This window comes from Hyphomonas johnsonii MHS-2 (genome assembly GCF_000685275.1).
Taxonomy (GTDB): domain Bacteria; phylum Pseudomonadota; class Alphaproteobacteria; order Caulobacterales; family Hyphomonadaceae; genus Hyphomonas; species Hyphomonas johnsonii.
The window spans coordinates 118372-136530 of record NZ_ARYK01000006.1; the positions used below are offsets into that span (position 1 = coordinate 118372).

An 18159-nucleotide genomic window follows, 5' to 3' on the forward strand; every position below is an offset into this window, starting at 1 on the left:
TGATCCCATTACACCAATCTATTTTGTCCTCACTTGATATAGGTCTAATCAATGGCAAAGGAATGGTGTGGTTCGTTCCGGATCAAGCCGCCGGGAGGAACTGGAGTTTGTCAGTTCTTCTTTGGTCCAACATAGTGAATGCAGAACCGACCTGAAGAGTTTGTCGCGCCTGTCGGAGAAGACGTATGCCCTTGGTCACTGCAAATAATTTCTCCAGCCGGACATGGCTGGTGACTCCCGAGCTTCTCGGTGTGCTCAATGGTGAAGGCTATTTCAAGGGGACCAATCCGGCCTGGTACGCCACGCTTGGGTGGACACCTGCAGAAATCGAGCAGCACATGTTCCTGGATTTTGTCCACCCGGATGATCACGCAAGGACCCGGGAGGCCTTCGTTGCCATCCAGCAGGGCGAACCCATTCTCATGTTCGAGAACCGCTACAGGCACAAGGACGGCAGCTATCGCTGGCTGTCGTGGAATTGTGTGCCGGAAGAAGGCCTGTTCTACTGTAGCGCCAGAGATGTCACGCGGCATCACGACAACCTGTCTGCGCTGTCCAGCCGGGAAGAGGAAGCCAGATTCCGCGAGCAGTTCATTGCCGTGCTGGGGCACGACCTGCGCAATCCGCTGAGTGCGATTTCGTCGGCAATCCGTATCGTGTCACGCGAACCGCAATCGGAAAAGGCGACCCAGGTGCTCGACAGTGCGCGCGGTTCCGTCACACGAATGGCGCGCCTGATCGACGACCTGATGGACTTCGCCCGGTCACGCCTGGGCGACGGCATCTCGCTTGAAAAAGCCGCGCAGCAGGCGCTCGCGGACTCGCTTCGTCGCACCGTTGACGAGATCCGCCTGGCGCACCGCGGGGTGACAATCGAGGAGACCTTCTCTTTCACCGAAGGCGTGATGTGCGACGCCGACCGGTTGCAGCAATTATTGTCCAACCTGCTGTCCAATGCGGTCAAGCATGGCGATACGAGTGGATCGATCCGCGTGCATGCGATCGATCAGGCGGACGATTTCGTCCTGTCGGTGGCAAATTCCGGCGAGATGATTCCTGACGATGTCATGGGGAACCTGTTCAGGCCGTTCGTTCGCGGCGAAATGCAGGCATCGCAACAGGGCCTGGGGCTCGGCCTGTTCATCGCCAGCGAAATCGCCAAGGCGCATGGCGGCCGTCTCGACGCCAGGTCCGACCCGCGCGAAACGGTGTTTGAGTTCCGGATGCCGCGGCGCGCCTGACCCGTCCGTGTCCGACGTGGACTATACCAAGGCGGCGCAGAAACGCTGGATCCGGCTGAGAGCCTCGGTCAGCGCTTCGGTCGACGTGGCATAGGAGACCCGGAAGGCCGGCGACATGCCGAAGGCAGCGCCGAAGACGACGGCGACCTTTTCCGTTTCGAGGAGTTCGGTGGCGAAGTCTGCATCGTTGCCGATGACCTTGCCGGAAGGGGCAGTCTTGCCGATGACGCCGGCGCAGGACGGGTAGACATAGAAGGCGCCTTCCGGTGTCGGGCAGTGCAAGCCGGCGCAGGCATTGAGGCCGGCGACGACCAGGTCGCGGCGCTGCTGGTAGACCTTGCGGCGGGGTTCGAGGAAGTCCTGCGTGCCGGTGAGGGCTTCGACGGCGGCGTACTGGCTGATCGAGCAGGGGTTGGACGTGGTCTGGCTGATCACCTTGGCCATGGCCTTGATCAGTTTCTCCGGACCTGCGGCATAGCCGATGCGCCAGCCGGTCATCGCATAGGCTTTTGAGACGCCATTCATGGTCAGCGTGCGGTCATAAAGGCCGGGTTCGACCTGCGCGATCGTCCAGTAGTCGAAATCGTCGTAGACGAGGTGCTCGTACATGTCGTCGGTCAGCACCATCACCTGCGGGTGGCGCATCAGGACGCCGGCGAGACCCTTCAGCTCAGCCCTTGTATAGGCGGCGCCGGTGGGGTTTGACGGCGAGTTCAGGATGATCCAGCGGGTGCGCGGCGTGATCGCAGCTTCCAGGGCGTCCGGGGTCAGCTTGTATTGCGTGTTCGGGCCGCATGGCACGATGACGGGCTCGCCGCCGGCCATCAGCACCATCTCGGGATAGGACACCCAGTAGGGGGCCGGGACGATGACTTCGTCACCGGGATTCAGCGTGGCCAGAAGGGCATTGTAAATGACCGGCTTGCCGCCGGGAGCGACATGCACCTGGGACGGGGTGTAGGTGAGGCCGTTCTCGCGGGCGAACTTGGCGCAAATGGCTTCCTTCAGTTCCGGAATCCCGTCAGCCGGCGTGTACTTGGTCCTGCCGTCGCGGATGGCCTGGATCGCGGCCTCCTTGATATTGTCCGGCGTGTCGAAATCCGGCTCGCCTGCGCCAAGGCCGATCACGTCATGACCGGCCCGTCTCAGCTCTGCCGCCTTGGTTGTGACCGCGATCGTGGCGGACGGTTTGACGCGCGCGAGGGCGTCGCTGAGGAGGATGTCTGCGGCCATGATCTTGGGTTCCGGGATTGGCGATTAAAAATATTTCATACCTGCGAAGGCATTAGTCTGCGCGGCTTCCGGCGGCAAGTATATCCCCCATGCCGCACTGAATATTACAGAACGCAGGGAATGTGCCCGCAAGCAGCCGATTGCCGCAATATTCTGCCAAATGGATCAATTTTAACAGGTTTGTTTATCCGTTTTTGAACCAAAGCTGCGATGATGCGGGATCGTGAACGTGTGCGGCATTTCGGCTCCGGACACAAAGGACGTAGGAAAATGGCGACCCAGTCAGTTAACAGTCCCTTCCTGCCAATTTGGGAGGCGATGGTCCAGGAATCCAAGGATGGTCTGGCAGACCTGCTGCTCCTGTTGTCGCGTGCAAGCGACACGGAGCGGACGATTGGCCTGTGCCTGTTCGCCTTCATATTCATGCTGCTCATGCTGCGCCCACCGAAGGAGCGGAACCGGACATCCAGCACCGGGCGGGAATTCGGGTTCGCGCTCATCATTATCGTCGTGCTGGGCTTCGGCGTCGGCTGGATGTTCGATGGCACGCTGAGCGTGCCGGACATGTCGACAGTGCGGGCCTGGTTCTAGGCCTCGCAAGGCGGGCTGGCAGGCGCTATCTATACACTCATGGATTCGCATGATGCCGATGTCCCAGCCATTCGCGGTGTGGATGTCATCAAGGACAACCTGAAACGCCTGCCCGGCAAGCCTGGCGTCTATCGCATGTTCGGCGATGGCGGCGAGGTGCTGTACGTGGGCAAGGCGCGCAACCTGAAGGCACGGGTGGGGAGTTATGCGCGCCTTGGCGGGCATACGCAGCGGATTGCGCGGATGATCTCGTTGACGCGGCGGATGGAATTCGTCGTGACCGAGAGCGAGACCGAGGCGCTGCTGCTGGAAGCAAGCCTGATCAAGAGCCTGAAGCCGCGCTTCAACGTGCTGCTGCGCGACGACAAGTCGTTTCCCTATATCCTGATCCGCCGCAATCATGAGGCACCGCAGATCAAGAAATATCGCGGCGCCAAGCATAATGAGGGCGATTATTTCGGGCCCTTCGCCAGTGCCGGGGCGGTGATGCAGACGCTGGACACGCTGCAGAAGGCCTTCCTGCTGCGCACCTGCGAGGACAGCGTGTTCAATGCCCGCGCGCGGCCCTGCATGCTGCACCAGATCAAGCGTTGTTCGGCGCCGTGCGTCGGGCTGATCTCGACAGAGGACTATGCTGCACTGGCCGATGAGGCGGCCGACTTCCTGCGCGGGAAGGGGGCCGACCTGCAGAAGCGGCTGGCGGAAGAGATGGATGCCGCCGCTGAGGCGATGGAGTTCGAGACGGCGGCGCGGCTGCGCGACCGGATCCGGGCGCTGGCGCATGTGCGCGCGACGCAGGACGTGAACCCGGATGGCCTCGAGGAGGCGGACATTTTTGCCATCGCCATGGAGGGCGGCGTGTCGTGCGTGCAGGTCTTCTTCATCCGTGCCGGGCAGAACTGGGGCGCGACAGCGCACTATCCGCGTCACGACGGCGGCGAGACAGCGGAGGAAGTGCTCGGCGCGTTCCTTGTGCAGTTCTATGACAAGCGGCCTGCGCCGAAACTCATACTGGTCAATGAATGGCCCGACCAGGGCGAACTGATCGCTGAGGCGCTGGAACTGAAAGCCGACCGGAAGATCGAGATTCGCCGGCCGGAGCGCGGTTCCAAGCGGGACCTTGTCACCCAGGCGGCCCGCAGCGCGACCGAAGCGGTGACCCGCAAACTGGCCGAGACGGCAAGCCAGGCGCGGCTGCTGGACGAAGTGCAGAAAGTGTTCGAACTGGACAGCCCGCCGCAACGCATCGAGATCTACGACAACTCGCACATTCAGGGCACGAACGCTGTCGGCGGCATGGTGGTGGCCGGGCCGGACGGGTTCATGAAACAGGCCTATCGCAAGTTCAATATCAAGGACACGACCATCGAGCCGGGCGACGATTACGGCATGATGCGCGAAGTGATGCGGCGACGGTTTGCGCGCGGCCTGAAGGAGAAGGCGGTCGGTAATGACCGCAACTGGCCGGACCTCGTGCTGATCGATGGCGGGCTTGGGCAGCTGAATGCCGTGCTTGAGGCGCTCGCCGATCTCGGACTCGGCCCGCAGGATGTGACACTGGTGTCGATCGCCAAGGGTGTCGACCGGAATGCCGGGCGGGAACAATTCTTCCGGCCGGGGCGGGCGCCGTTCAAGCTGCCGGAGACGGCGCCTGTGCTTTACTACCTGCAGCGCCTGCGCGACGAGGCGCACCGCTGGGCCATCGGCGCCCACCGGGCCAAGCGGTCGGCCGAGATTGCCCGCTCGCCGCTTGACGAGATCGAGGGCATCGGCCCGGCGCGCAAGAAGGCGCTGCTGCAGTATTTCGGCTCGGCGCGCGGCGTGTCACGGGCCAAGGTGGCCGACCTGATGGTTGTTGAAGGCGTCAATGAGGCGCTGGCCGAACGCATTTACGGGCATTTCCACAGCGGCTAGGCCCCGGACCCGCGGCTTGCGGCGCCGGAACATCCGGTTGATGATCCCGGAATTGGTTTCGGGAGCCTCGACATGAAATTCACGCTGCTTCGTACGGTTTCGCTTGTGATCGGGACCTTCATTGCGATCAGTTTCATCGGTGGATCGGCCATGTGGTCGGTGCTCGGACTGGCGCCGGACCTGACGATCGAGGGCGAAGCGCCGGTATTGCGGCCTGTTCCCGACGGAACGGGGCAGGGCTGGACGGCCTATGGCGGCGACAAGGGCGGCGCGCGCTATGCGGCGGTCGCCCAGATCACGCCTGACAATGTAAAGGACCTGGAAATCGCCTGGTCCCTCGAGACGGGCGTATTCGAAGGCCGGGAAGAGGCCAGGAAACGTGCGGCTTTTGAATCGACACCGATCCTCGTTGAGGGATCGCTGGTTTTCTGCACGCAGTTCCAGGACGTGATCGCGGTCGACCCGGGCAATGGCACGCAAAAATGGCGCTACAGCCCCGGCGTGGATGCAACCGGCCGTCCGGCGAACCAGTTCACCTGCCGGGGCGTGTCCTATTGGCAGGACCGCGCGGCGGAATCAGGATCAGCGTGCGCATCGCGGCTGTACGTGGGCACGGTGGACTCGCGGCTGATCGCGCTTGATGCCCGGACGGGGGCGCCGTGTGCAGAGTTTGGCGAAGGCGGGACGGTGAACGTCAAGCCGAGCATGGACCTGCGCTGGCCGGGCGAATACCAGATCACATCGGCCCCGGCGATCATCGGGGACACGGTGATCACGGGCTCTGCGATCAGCGACAACCTGCGGACAGAGGCACCGCTCGGCACGGTGCACGCGTTCGATGCGCGCACGGGCGAGGTCAAATGGCGGTTCAATCCGGTACCCCAGGACGCGGCCGATCCGGCAATGGCGACATGGGCGGACGGCTCGGCGGCGCGGACCGGGCACGCCAATGTCTGGTCGACAATCTCGGTGGACGAGGCGCGCGGCCTGGTGTTCCTGCCGACATCGAGCCCGAGCCCCGATTACTATGGCGGCAACCGGGCCGGCGACAATCGCTATGCCAATTCGGTTGTGGCCCTGAATGGCGAGTCCGGGGACGTGGTGTGGAGTTTCCAGACCGTGCACCATGATCTCTGGGATTTCGACCTGCCGGCCCAGCCGGGGCTTTACACGGTCTGGCGTGATGGCGTGGTGCATGACGTGGTGGCACAGGTGACCAAGTCAGGCCTCCTGTTCGTGCTGGATCGCGATACGGGCGAACCTTTCCTGCCCGTCGAGGAGCGGGCCGTGCCGCAAGGGGCCGTTGCGGGCGAAGTGGCCTCGCCGACGCAGCCATTCCCGGCGGTGACACCGAATATCGTGCCCAACACGCTGAAGCCGGGCAATGCGTTCGGCATCACGCTGTGGGACAAGCTGGCCTGCGCAAAGCAGATCAGGGGCCTGCGCCGAGATGGCCTGTTCACGCCGCCGACCGAGCAGGGGACGCTCGCCTATCCGTTCCAGGGGGGTGGCGCCAACTGGGGCAGCACGGCTTACGACCCGGCGCGCAACCTGCTGGTGGTGAACATGAGTTCGATCGGGGCCTTCGTGAAACTGACGAAGAAGAATGCCGACGAGTCCACGACGGAAACACTGAGCGACGATGCCGAATATGCCCCGATGGAAGGTGCGCCGTTCGGCATGTCGCGGGGCATCCTGACGTCGCCGCTGGGCCTGCCCTGCACACCACCACCCTGGGGCGTGATTGCCGGAATCAATCTCGACACGGGGCTCATTGTCTGGCGCCAGACAATCGGTACGTCTCAGGACCTGGCGCCGGGTGGCATGGCGCTGAAGACCGGCACGCCGAACATTGGCGGGCCGATCATCACGTCGGGGGGGCTCGTGTTCATTGGCGCGACCATGGACGATTACCTGCGGGCGTTCGATGTTTCGACCGGACGCGAGCTGTGGAAGGGGCGCCTGCCGGCAGGCGGCCAGGCGACACCGATGACCTATGACTATGACGGACGGCAATATGTGGTGATCGCAGCAGGCGGACACAGTTCGCTCGGCACAAAGCAGGGCGACTCGCTGGTTGCCTTTGCGCTGCCGGACCGGGGCAGCCCGTCGCGTTGAGGGACAACCGTGACGTCCCGGCGTCGTGGAGTCACGGAGATCTGATGCCAATGGGCGCTGCCGCTACAGGCGCGCCATTGCCGCAGGCGGCGAATATCGTCACATTAGTGTCATGAAAGCTGCCGAGTTCAGTCTCAAACGTGAATTGACGGCCCTGGTGACGGGTGCCTGGCTGCGCCCGCCCGTGGCGCATCAGGTGGCTGCGCTGTGCTGGCGGCGTGCAGGCGAGGGGCATGAAGTGCTGCTGTTGACGACGCGCGGGCGGGGCCAGTGGATGGTGCCGAAGGGCTGGCCCAAGGCGGCGGTGCCGGATGCCGAGATGGCAGCGGCAGAGGCGTATGAAGAGGCCGGTGTCCGCGGCACACTGAACCCCGTGCCAGTGGGCACCTTCCACTACGAGAAACGGATCGCCTCGGGCACGGTGATGGAATGCGCGGCGACGGTCTATGCACTGGAAGTGCACGAACACGCGCGTACTTTCCCGGAAGCGGGCGAGCGTGAAGTCGCCTGGTTCTCGCCGGGCGAGGCGGCGGCGAAAGTGGCCTGTCCGGAGCTGAGCGCCCTGCTGACGCGGTTCGAACCCTGACCCTGCCGGCCTGCGTGCCGAGATTCCTCCTGAAATCTGTAGGCGAATCCTGTATCGGATGGTCAGGGCGTGCTAACGCGCCGCCAAGTCAGACGGAAATACGCCCAGCATGCCCCAGTCCAGCGGAATGAAGCCAACCCTCGACAAGGACCTCTCGAAGGTTGGACAGATCGAGCAGGCGTCCCATTCGGCGGCGCGATCCCTGCTGATGCCGGGCCTGGCGCTGGTGTTCATCGCGGTCTGCGCGATGGTCGTCAACAGCATCATCCACGGCACGCCGGGCGCCGTCATCATTGTCGTGGCCGCCGCGATCGGCGCCTATATGGCACTGAACATCGGCGCCAATGATGTTGCGAACAATGTCGGGCCGGCAGTGGGCTCCAAGGCGCTCTCGCTGGTCGGGGCGCTGGCGATCGCTGCGGTTTGCGAGAGTGCAGGGGCACTGCTGGCAGGCGGTGACGTTGTCGGCACCGTGTCAAAAGGGATCATCGACCCGGCGGGCCTGAGCGACGCGAACACGTTCATCCTGTTGATGATGTCGGCCCTGATCGCGGCGGCCCTGTGGATCAACATTGCCACCGTGTTCGGCGCACCGGTCTCGACGACGCACTCGATCGTCGGCGGCGTGGCGGGCGCGGGCATTGCGGCGGCAGGTGTGATGGCGGTGAACTGGCCGACAATGGGGCAGATCGCGGCCAGTTGGGTGATCTCGCCCCTGCTGGGCGGGATCATCGCGGCAGCCTTCCTGGCCTTCATCAAGACGGCGATCATCTACCAGGATGACAAGATCGCGGCGGCGCGGCGCTGGGTGCCGCTGCTGGTGGCCGTGATGGCGGGCGCGTTTGCAACCTACCTCGCCACCAAGGGGCTGAAGCACCTGATCAAGATCGACCTCTCGACGGCGTGCCTGATCGGTCTCGGCATGGCGGCGCTGACCTGGCTGATCTCGAGCCCGCTGATCAAGCGTCAGTCGCGGGGCATGGAAAACCGCAACAAGTCGTTGCGGGAACTGTTCAAGCTGCCGCTGATCTTTTCGGCTGCGCTGCTGTCATTCGCACATGGGGCGAACGATGTGGCGAACGCCATCGGGCCGCTGGCCGCGATCGTGTCGACCGCGCAGTCGGGCGCGGTGGCTGCCAAGGTCGGTATTCCGCTCTGGGTGATGGCGATCGGGGCACTCGGCATCTCGCTCGGATTGATCATGTTCGGGCCGAAACTGATCCGCATGGTCGGCGCCCAGATCACCAAGCTGAACCCGATGCGGGCCTTCTGCGTGGCCTTGTCGGCGGCGATCACGGTGATCTTCGCATCGGCGCTCGGCCTGCCGGTGAGCTCGACACACATTGCCGTCGGTGCCGTGTTCGGCGTCGGCTTCTTCCGGGAATGGTACACTGCGAATTCCAAACGCCGGCGCGACTATATCGCCCGCAACCCGCGCAATCCGGATCGGGACGAGCCCATCAATGGCGACCAGCCGCGCTATCGCCGCCTGGTGCGCCGGCACCACTTCATGACCATCATTGCCGCCTGGGTCGTCACCGTGCCGGCGGCGGGCGCGCTGTCGGCCGCAATTTTCCTGCTGTTTGAAGCCTTGGGATGAGGTGCGAAAAAATGACGCCCCCGTCATTTTTTTATTTTCCCCACGCTTCAGGCGCGTATTGTGGGTGAGGCGCGAAGGCCTCCAGTCGTGATCTGAGCCTTTTCAGCGCATGAAAAGGAGGAAACGATGAAAGTACATTTGGTTTCGGGCCCGCCCACTACAGCCCGCACATTCGACGACCCCGGCGACCTGGCCGACAAGCTGTCGCCTGAGGATGTCGAGATCGTCCGCGAGATATTCAACACGTCGCTGACGGGGTCCTACAATTGGGATTACGAGATCGCCAATTCGAAGATCCGCCGCCTCTATGAACTCGGCAAGAAGTTCAACTGGGATGCCCAGATGGATGTCGATTGGGAGGTTGCCTTCGACAAGCGCGACGGGCCTTCGCAGGCCGGCCTCAACCCGTTCCATGACCACCCTGTATATCTCGCGCTGAGCGAGGAGCAGAAGACCGAATATGCGTGGCGGTCGCTGGCGCAGGTCCTGTCGCAATTCCTGCATGGCGAACAAGGGGCGCTGATGGTGGCCTCGCAGCTTGTCACGTGCGCGCCGACCTATGATGCGAAGCTGTATGCAGCGTCGCAGACATTCGACGAGGCACGGCATGTTGAAGTGTTCAACAAATACCTGCGCTATCGCTGCAATGTCGAATATCCGGTCAATCCGAACCTGAAGCTGTTGCTCGACAAGATCCTGACGGATGAGCGCTGGGACCTGAAATTCATCGGCATGCAGGTGCTGATCGAAGGGCTGGCGCTGGCGGCCTTCCAGACCATGGCGCAGACGACCCGCGACCCGCTGTTGCGCCAGGTCCTGACGCTGGTGATGCGTGACGAGGGCCGCCATGTCGCGTTTGGCGTGAATTACCTTGAAGATTGGATCAAGGCCCTGTCCGAAGAGGAAATCGAGGAGCGGGCGCAGTTTGCCTACGAGGCCTGCGCGATCATGCGCGAGCGCCTGTTCTCCACAGTCGTGGAAGAGGAGTTCGGCTTCGATGCGGCGGAAGCCCGGCGCATGAGCATCGACTCGCAGGGTGGTCAGGCGTTCCGGAACTTCCTGTTCGAGCGGATGATCCCGAACCTGAAGCGTGTCGGCCTGCTGACCGACAGCGTGAAGCCGAAATTCGAGGCGCTTGGCGTGCTGCAATATGAAAATGCCGCCACTGACGCAGAAATCGACTGGGCCTCGCTCGAGCGCCCGCTCGAAATCGGCCCGATCCGCGAGATCGCAGCGGAATAGATCAGGTGGCGGGCCTTCTGGGCGACAGGCGGCGGCTGTGCCGTCGCCCATTGCCCAGAAGGCCGGGCGCTGGCACACCAGCGCGATGAGTTACAAATGGCTGCCGAATGCGTTGACGATTGCCCGCTGTGTGTTTGCGGGTCTTGTCCTGTGGGGAATCTGGCAGGCCCTCCTGCTTGACCAGGACCTTGCGCGCCTGTCCGAGGCCAGTCCGGCGGAGGTTGATGTTGTCCGCCTCACGGTCAGGCAGCAGCTCTGGTACCAGTTTGCCCTGCTCGGTTTCCTGTCCGGGGCGTTGACCGATTTCCTTGATGGCTGGGCGGCCCGCAAGTTCGACGCGCAAAGCCGGTTCGGCGTCTGGCTGGATCCGATTGCCGACAAGCTGCTGGTGGGTGCGGCCCTGCTCGGGCTCGCGATGATCCTGAAGTCCTGGTTCATCTACATTCCCGCTGCCGCCATCATTGCGCGGGACGTGTTCATGACCTGGCTGCGCACGACTCCGGCCGGCAAGGTGGTGGTCGATCCGTCCAACCTGGCCAAGTGGAAGACCGGGTTCGAGATGGTCGCGATCATCGGCCTGATGCTGCCGCTGGCGCTCTCGCCGGTGGACCTTGCCCCCGATGTCGGCGGCACGACGCCGCTCGCCTTCCAGCTGGGCGCTGGCCTGCTCGTCGGGTTGTTGTGGGTGGCGGCCGCCCTGTCGCTGCTGACGGGCTGGCGCTATGTCCGCGCCGCGCGCGCCTGACACTGACGCGAAAACGCCGGCCCCAGGGGAAGTAGGACCGGCGTTCCGTTGAAGTGGCGCACCGGTCAAGGGGAAGGGCCGGGTTGCCGTTTATTGGGTCATACACATGACGGAGAGAGGAAATTCCCAGCCATGTCAGGAGGCTAGGCGAAATCGCTTAACGGGCCGTTAACATTCGTGGCGTGATTGAGGCACAGAATTCTCAGGACGACCCGCATTCTGCCCGCGATCAGCCTTATTCGGCGCTGAATTATTGGCACATGAAACAACGTGTGCGCCCCGAGATGAAACTCCTCGCCTTTCTTCTGGCGGCGCTGCTGTTTCTTTGCCTGCCGGCCCTGTTCGCCTTCGCTGGCGCCTAGGCAGGGCGGGCGCCCCAATAGGGGCTGGTGCCTTCGCTTCCATAGATCTCCGCCAGCCGCCGGATCGTGCCGGGGCTTGCCCCGTCAGGAAGGCGCAGCGGATCGACCCAGGCCGTCTCGGCAATCTCGCCGACCGATGTGGCGCGTGTCTCTTCCCATCTGGTGTGCGGAACGCGGTACAGCAGGACGTGGTCATTGCGGAACACGGGATGGTTCGAATAGACGCCAACCAGGTCTGGCGTGCCGGTGAGCCGGATGCCGCCCTCTTCGACCAGTTCGCGCGCCAGTGCCTCGATCGCCGGTTCTGCGCGCTCGACGCCGCCGCCCGGCATGTACCAGCCCTTCACATAGGTATGGCGGACGAGAAAGACCTGGCCGCTCGCATTTTCGACGGCCGCACGGACGCCGAGCGTCATTGGACGGCGCAGGCGGGCATAGGTGTGGAACAGCTGGGTGCGCAGGGAGGCCATTGCCCTTCCTATCGTGTCGAATGAGTCTCGCCAATCATGTCGACGCGCGTTAAGGACGGGGCACTAGTAGTCAAAGACAAAAGAAAAGCGAGACGGTGTAATGATCCATCCCTCCCTCCTGGCCATCGGTGCCATCGTGCTTGTGTTCGGTATTCTGAACCTCATTGAATTCAAGCGTCTCGACTAGGCGCGAGAGGCGTAATGCCGGACATTTCATTGATCGCAGCCCTCCTTGGCGGGCTCGTCATCATGGCCTTTGCCGGGGATTTCCTGGTCAATGGCGCCGTCGTGCTGGCCCGAAGGCTCGGCGTGTCCCCGCTGATTGCGGGTATCTTCATTGTCGGCTTCGGCACGTCGGCGCCGGAAATGTTCGTGTCGCTGGATGCGGCCCTTGAAGGCCGTGCTGGCCTGGCACTCGGCAATATTGTCGGGTCGAATATCGCCAATGTCTGCCTGGTCCTGGGCGTTCCGGCCCTGATCTTCCCCTTTGTCGCAGGCGGTACCGGGCAGGGGCGGGCGCTTGCTGCCATGCTGCTGGCCACCGCGCTCTGGATTGCCCTGACCGCGACGATGCCGCTGACCACGGCCATCGGCATCCTCTTCCTCCTCACCCTCATCGGGTATTGCGGTTACACCTTGATTGCGGCTCGCCGGGCCGTGGCACGCGGCGTCGACCCCGGCGTCCCGATCGAGGATGCGCCGTCACTGAGCATTGCCCGGGCGTCTGTCTATGTGCCGCTGGGAATCCTCGGCCTGTTGCTGGGCGCGCAGCTGATCATTGCCGGCGGTGTCGGCGTTGCGGAATTCTACGGTGTCCCGCAGGAATGGATCGGCCTGACGCTGCTGGCCGTCGGCACGTCGATGCCGGAAATCGGAGCAAGCGTTGCGGCCGCCCTGCGCAAGCGCGGCGATGTCGCGATCGGCAATATCCTCGGGTCGAACGTCTTCAACATCCTTGGTGCCGGCGGCATCATTTCCCTTTTCGGCCCCATAGAAGTGGCGCCCACTTTCAGGCAGTATGACCATTGGGCGATGGGCCTTGCGGCCGCGATCATCGCGCTGCTGATCCTGACCAAGGCCCGGATCGGCCGACTTGTGGGGATTTGTCTGTTGCTGCTGTACGCGGTCTACATTTACGGCCTGATCAATGGCTTCAACATCCTTGGGCTGTTCCAGGCGTCCGGGACATGACTCCCGGCGCGGCCCTTGTCACCGGTGCCGGCACGCGCCTTGGCAAGGCGATGGCCGAAGCGCTGGCGGCGGACGGCTGGGCGGTTGCCATTCATTACCGATCCTCGAAAGACGCCGCCCGGGCGACCAAGGACGCAATCGAAGCCGCAGGCGGATCCGCTGTCCTGGTCCAGGCAGACCTCGCCAACGAAACCGAGACGGAGGGGCTGGTGGCCCATGCCGGCGCGGAACTCGTGCAGCCTGTCAGCCTGTTGGTCAATTCGGCCTCGGTGTTTGCCGAAGACAGCGCCGCAGACCATCAGCGCCGCACGTGGGACATGCACATGGAGACCAACCTGCGCGCGCCGGTGCACCTGGCGCAGCAGCTCGCCGCCGGCCTGCCGGCAGGGGAGGCCGGCCTTGTCGTCAACCTGATCGACCAGCGCGTGTGGAAGCTGACACCGCAATTCTTCACCTACACCCTCTCCAAGGCGGCGCTGTGGCAGGCCACGCAGACGCTGGCGCAGGCCCTGGCGCCCGCGGTGCGGGTGAATGCCATCGGGCCGGGCCCGACACTGAAAAGCGTGCATCAGACCGATGAAACGTTTGCCGCCGAACAGCGCGCAACCCTGACGCAGAAGGGCTCCAGCCCGGACGAGATCGTCCGCGCGTTGCGCTACCTGGTCGCGGCGTCCAGCGTGACCGGCCAGATGATCGCCGCAGATGGCGGGCAACACCTGATGTGGCAGACGCCCGACACCCAGCTCTGAACAGGCATCCCCCTGCCAAGCGCCAGTGAGACCCCATGAACTTTTCTTCCGACACGTCCGCCCCTGCCCATCCGCGCGTCATTGAAGCGATCACGAGGGCAAATTCCGGGATGGAGTCGAGCTACGGCGCTGACAGCGTGACGCAAAAAGTGCGCAAGGCGCTGTCCGAGACATTCGAGACGGATGATTTCGACTACTGGATGGCGGCATCGGGCACGGCGTCGAATGCCCTGGCGCTGTCCTGCTTCTGCCCGGCGACCGGGGCGATCCTGTGCCACGCGGACGCCCATATCGCAGTGGATGAACGCGGCGCACCGGAATTCTTCTCGGGCGGCGGCAAGCTGCAGCTCCTGCCGGGACCGGATGGCAAGATTGCCGACGCGGCGCTGACGAAAGCGCTGGCTGGAATCAACCATGCCTTCGTGCACGAAACCCCTGCCCACGTGCTGTCGCTGACGAACCTGACGGAAAACGGCACGGCCTATGGCGTCGATCACGTCGCGGACTATGCGGCGCGCGCGCATGCTGCCGGGCTGACGGTGCACCTAGACGGGGCCCGTCTCGGGAATGCGCTGGTGGCCACAGGCGCCAGCCCGGCCGAGATGAGCTGGAAAGCGGGCGTCGATGTGCTGACCTTTGGCCTGACCAAGACCGGCGCCATGGGATGCGAGATCATCCTCCTGTTTGGTGGCGCGCGGGAAAAGTGGGGCGAATTGCAGGCGCGGGCAAAACGCTCTGGCCACATGCCACCCAAGATGCGTTTCCTGGCTGCCCAGGCTGAAGCCATGCTGGAAGGCGGTCTCTGGCTGGACCTTGCCGCGCGCGCGAATGCGATGGCAACGCGGCTCGCGGCCGCGCTGGTGGCGGTTCCGGGCGTAGCGCTGGCCCAGGATGTCGAGGGCAATGAAGTCTTCGTGGTGCTGCCTGACGGAGTCGCCAGTAAACTGCTCGACGCGGGCGCTGTCTTCTATCCCGGGCCCGACGGCAGCCATCGGCTGGTCTGTTCATGGATGACGACGGGATCTGATATCGACGCGCTCGTGCGGGCGGCGAACTGACGCAGTCAGGTCGTGATGCCTGCGCCCAGCCATGCCTGAATGTTCCTGATCATGGATTGGCTGTCGATCGGCGCTTCGGTGTCTCCGCCGAGCAGGTCCTGATGGATCGACATGACAAGAAGCGGCGCCATTGCCGCCATGGCCGCGGCGCGCAGGGCGTTTTCGGATGTCGGGCCGTTCGGCGTATTGCCCAGCTTGTCCATGATCGACTTCAGGGCGGGCTCCAGGATGTGCCGCAGGTAGGCCTTGCCAGCCTTTTCCTCGGCAATGCCTTCGATCAGGCCGAAGGCATGCGCGCGGGTGAAATTGGCGTGACGCATGCCCGTTTCGGCGATGCGGAAATATTGCTCCAGCGCCTCGGTCGGGGTCTCAGCAGGTTCGGCGATCATGTTCCAGATCGGCGTGCCGCGGCGGCCGATATTCTCGAGGATTGCCACGACAACGCCCTGGCGGTCTCCGAAATAGTGGCGAAGGGTCGGTTCGGAGGCCCCGGCAGCAATCGCAAACTGGCGAAGAGAGGGCCGGCGCAGGTCTGCATCGAGTGCGTGATTGGTCAATGTATCGAGTAGTTTGGTCCGCTTTTCGTCAAAGTCGTGATTACGTGCGCCCGCTGGTCGCGCCATTTTTAACCCCTGAGTGACAGGAAGGCCGACTTACCCCCACAGCCGCTCCCTGCGCGTGTTCTAATGCATTCTGGTTTTGTTGCAACCTACAACGCCTATTGCAGATCAACCATTTCCCCAAAGCCGCTGCCACCAGGATTTGCGTTCCGGCGACGGTGCGAGGTCTACACCCTTGAGCGCCGCGGCTGAGTACCCGCCTTCGGCCATTTTCGTACGAATGTCGTCGATGCTCCATCCTGTAAGCCTGGCAAGAGATTCGGCTTCTGTGTCCCAGCGTTGCACGAGCGTGTTGGCATACTCGCCGGCGGCCTTGCACTCTTGGTAGTCGCCCCGCCAAGGATGGCGCAGGATGTATCTTCCCTGGTAATTTTCCCGGTCGCCCGTGACCTGGAACGTCAGGTCCTCCGGAAAGGTCCTGGCGTCGTAGCGCAGGTGCAGGCGCGTCACAAAGACGTCGACTGGCGCCGGGCCGAATCCGCGCTGATCCGGCGCGTCGGCGTCCTCGTCCAGCCACATCACGCCCAGCTCGCGCAGCTCTGACGGTTTGAGCGGCTCTGCCGCACACGGGTCGCACCAGGCCATGTCCCAGGCATATTCCATGAACACGGCCTTGCCGTTTTCCTTCTCCACCTGATGGGAGAACATCGCCTTGTAGAACTCGCCAAACTCGTCCTTCACATAGATCGGTACATCCATGTTGGAGGGCAGCTTGACCGTCCGGTAATTGCTGGTCTCGACGCGGCCCTCGGGGGTCATGGCGAAGATGAAGAGTTCCTGCTTGCCCTCCGCGTTGACGGTGCCGAGCCGGATCGGCAGCATGAAATCCTCGTCCTCGTAGGCCACCTGAAGCGGGCGCAGCATGGCCGAGCCGTCATGGCGTTCGAGGTTTACCTTGGCGACGAAGAACTTCATCCCGCGCTTCAGGTAGGCACCGACAATCTCTTCGGCGCCATCCGGAATCCTGTAGCCATTCTGGTTCAGCCATTGGATCAGGCCGTCGGATTCCTCGGCCGACAGGATGAGGATGTCATATTCGCCGACTTCGTATTGGGCTTCGATGGTGACGCCAAGGGACTCGGCATCGTCCATCATGGCGTCCATTTCCGGGGCGGCAGAGGCGACCATGTCACGCATCATCTTCTCGCGGCGCTCCGCTTCGCACGGGTTCTCGTCATAATATTCGACGAGGCGCGGGGCAGTGTAGGCATCGAGGTGCTCGACCAGCGCCGGGTTGGCGACATTGATCTGTTCGCGCTCGGGAATATCAACCACGGGAACGACCATGGCGAATTCGGAGACATCGCCGCGGAAGTCGGATGACATGGTAATCACGGTGCGTTCGCCGTCGCGGGCGAAGACAACTTTCGATGCCTCGTTGAACAGGTCCGTGTCGGCCTTGGCGACATAGAAACCGCAAAAGGCGCTGGCGGGCGCGGCGAAGGCCAGCCCGAAGAAGGGAAGGGCAAGGCCTGCGACAAGGTGCTTAAGTTTCATGACTGGGTGTCTCCTTCGTCCCCCAAGGGTTTAGCGATACAGGCGTGAAAGCGGGGCGGGCCGGACCGTGGCGTGTCCACTCGAACCGGCGTGCGGGCAATACGTGGTCGAGGACCGGTGTCAGCCAGGCGAGCGCGGCCAGCGCCATCAGCGGCGCCCCGCGCTGGTTCGGGCCGATGATGAACCAGGCCGCGAGGCTGGCGACCGCGATGGCGAACAGGATGCGGCCGGGGCGGCTGTCGGGTGTCGAGCGGGGGTCGGTGATCATGAAGAAGGCGAAGATCAGCAGCGCGCCGGACGACATCTGGTGAAGGGGAATGGCCATCGGGTCGCCCAGCCAGATGGCGCGCGCGACCAGGATCGCTGCGAACGTGGCGAGGAAGCCGAGAGCGATATCGAGGCGTCGGGCGCTGGAGAGTGTCAGGGCGGCCAGCGCGAGGGCATAGCCGGCGATCAGGGGCGTCTCGCCCCACTGGCCGGGCGAGACCCAGGCGTCACGGCTGACCAGCAGCATCATGGCGACGATGCCGATACAGCCGGGGTTGAAGATGTGCTTGCCGTTCACGCGGACGATGAATTTCAGGCTGATCCCCATGAACGCCGCCGCAAACCAGATCCAGGGATCGGCAGCACGTAGCAGAACGGCGACGCCGATGGCCGTGATCAGGGCGGACTTCCACTCGAACCCGCTGAGCAGCGCCTGCCTGGCGCGTGCGTTTACCACCAGCGTGCCCAGCGCCTGGGCGAGGAGCGCGCCGCTGAAGGCAAGCGCCAGCGCAACCGGGCCGGCGCCGAAACTGCTTGTTGTCCAGGACAACAGGAACAGGCCCGACAGCGCAATGACCTGCCAATGGCGCGGGTCGGCATCGAGCCGCCGGTAGAGGGACAGGGGAGAACGTGCCGCGATGTCCATGCGAGACATACGACATGCCAAATACGATC

16 protein-coding genes are annotated in these 18159 nt (G+C 63.6%); 11 read left to right on the forward strand and 5 right to left on the reverse strand.

The features are described from left to right. The first annotated feature begins 185 nt into the window (after positions 1-185). Positions 186-1241 carry a PAS domain-containing sensor histidine kinase gene (locus tag HJO_RS12750; protein ID WP_035617439.1) on the forward strand — a complete coding sequence of 352 codons (1056 nt, stop codon included), beginning with the start codon at positions 186-188 and terminating at the stop codon, positions 1239-1241. Positions 1242-1262: 21 nt separating this feature from the next. Here the strand turns inward: HJO_RS12750 and HJO_RS12755 are convergent, their stop codons facing one another. After that, complete coding sequence (locus tag HJO_RS12755; RefSeq protein WP_035617440.1) at positions 1263-2474, reverse strand: pyridoxal phosphate-dependent aminotransferase; 1212 nt, start codon at positions 2472-2474, stop codon at positions 1263-1265. Positions 2475-2744: 270 nt separating this feature from the next. On the opposite strand from HJO_RS12755, the gene HJO_RS12760 reads away from it, so the two are divergent. The 7 genes from HJO_RS12760 (at position 2745) to HJO_RS12790 (ending at position 11270) form a co-directional block, all read left to right on the forward strand. Next, complete coding sequence (locus HJO_RS12760) at positions 2745-3065, forward strand: hypothetical protein (protein ID WP_156945630.1); 321 nt, start codon at positions 2745-2747, stop codon at positions 3063-3065. 39 nt (positions 3066-3104) lie between these two features. Continuing rightward, complete coding sequence (uvrC, locus tag HJO_RS12765; RefSeq protein WP_035617445.1) at positions 3105-4979, forward strand: excinuclease ABC subunit UvrC; 1875 nt, start codon at positions 3105-3107, stop codon at positions 4977-4979. A 72-nt stretch (positions 4980-5051) separates the two neighbouring features. After that, entirely contained in the window at positions 5052-7097 is a 2046-nt protein-coding gene (locus HJO_RS12770) for a pyrroloquinoline quinone-dependent dehydrogenase (protein ID WP_051618579.1), read from the forward strand. Positions 7098-7209: 112 nt separating this feature from the next. Then, a complete protein-coding gene (locus tag HJO_RS12775; RefSeq protein ID WP_051618581.1) occupies positions 7210-7683 on the forward strand; it encodes an NUDIX hydrolase in 474 nt (157 codons plus the stop codon). Between the two features lie 109 nt (positions 7684-7792). Further along, on the forward strand, positions 7793-9283 hold the full coding sequence (locus HJO_RS12780) for an inorganic phosphate transporter (RefSeq protein ID WP_035617449.1): 1491 nt from the start codon (positions 7793-7795) through the stop codon (positions 9281-9283). A gap of 126 nt (positions 9284-9409) precedes the next feature. Then, on the forward strand, positions 9410-10525 hold the full coding sequence (locus HJO_RS12785) for a ferritin-like domain-containing protein (protein WP_035617454.1): 1116 nt from the start codon (positions 9410-9412) through the stop codon (positions 10523-10525). Between the two features lie 37 nt (positions 10526-10562). Further along, positions 10563-11270: a CDP-alcohol phosphatidyltransferase family protein gene (locus tag HJO_RS12790; RefSeq protein ID WP_162173830.1), complete on the forward strand. Its 708-nt coding sequence runs from the start codon at positions 10563-10565 to the stop codon at positions 11268-11270. Positions 11271-11628: 358 nt separating this feature from the next. Here the strand turns inward: HJO_RS12790 and HJO_RS12800 are convergent, their stop codons facing one another. Continuing rightward, entirely contained in the window at positions 11629-12102 is a 474-nt protein-coding gene (locus HJO_RS12800) for an NUDIX domain-containing protein (RefSeq protein ID WP_035617457.1), read from the reverse strand. 201 nt (positions 12103-12303) lie between these two features. Here HJO_RS12800 and HJO_RS12805 point away from each other — a divergent pair, with 201 nt between their 5' ends. From HJO_RS12805 to HJO_RS12815, 3 genes are read left to right on the forward strand one after another with little or no spacing between them, the layout of a single operon-like run. After that, the gene (locus HJO_RS12805; RefSeq protein ID WP_035617461.1) at positions 12304-13293 is read left to right on the forward strand and encodes a calcium/sodium antiporter; all 990 of its coding nucleotides are present in this window, start codon (positions 12304-12306) and stop codon (positions 13291-13293) included. Then, positions 13290-14042 (forward strand): SDR family oxidoreductase, encoded by a 753-nt coding sequence (locus HJO_RS12810; RefSeq protein ID WP_035617463.1) that lies wholly within the window; start codon positions 13290-13292, stop codon positions 14040-14042. Before HJO_RS12805 ends, HJO_RS12810 begins: the two co-directional genes overlap by 4 nt. A 35-nt stretch (positions 14043-14077) precedes the next feature. Beyond that, a complete protein-coding gene (locus tag HJO_RS12815) occupies positions 14078-15100 on the forward strand; it encodes a threonine aldolase family protein (RefSeq protein WP_035617465.1) in 1023 nt (340 codons plus the stop codon). Positions 15101-15105: 5 nt separating this feature from the next. On the opposite strand, the gene HJO_RS12820 is transcribed toward HJO_RS12815, so the two are convergent. The 3 genes from HJO_RS12820 to HJO_RS12830 form a co-directional block, all read right to left on the reverse strand. Continuing rightward, entirely contained in the window at positions 15106-15723 is a 618-nt protein-coding gene (locus tag HJO_RS12820) for a TetR/AcrR family transcriptional regulator (RefSeq protein WP_156945633.1), read from the reverse strand. Positions 15724-15828: 105 nt separating this feature from the next. Continuing rightward, complete coding sequence (locus HJO_RS12825; protein ID WP_084141978.1) at positions 15829-17217, reverse strand: DUF2330 domain-containing protein; 1389 nt, start codon at positions 17215-17217, stop codon at positions 15829-15831. After that, complete coding sequence (locus tag HJO_RS12830) at positions 17207-18139, reverse strand: RnfABCDGE type electron transport complex subunit D (RefSeq protein WP_206741854.1); 933 nt, start codon at positions 18137-18139, stop codon at positions 17207-17209. Before HJO_RS12830 ends, HJO_RS12825 begins: the two co-directional genes overlap by 11 nt. Positions 18140-18159 lie beyond the last annotated feature (20 nt).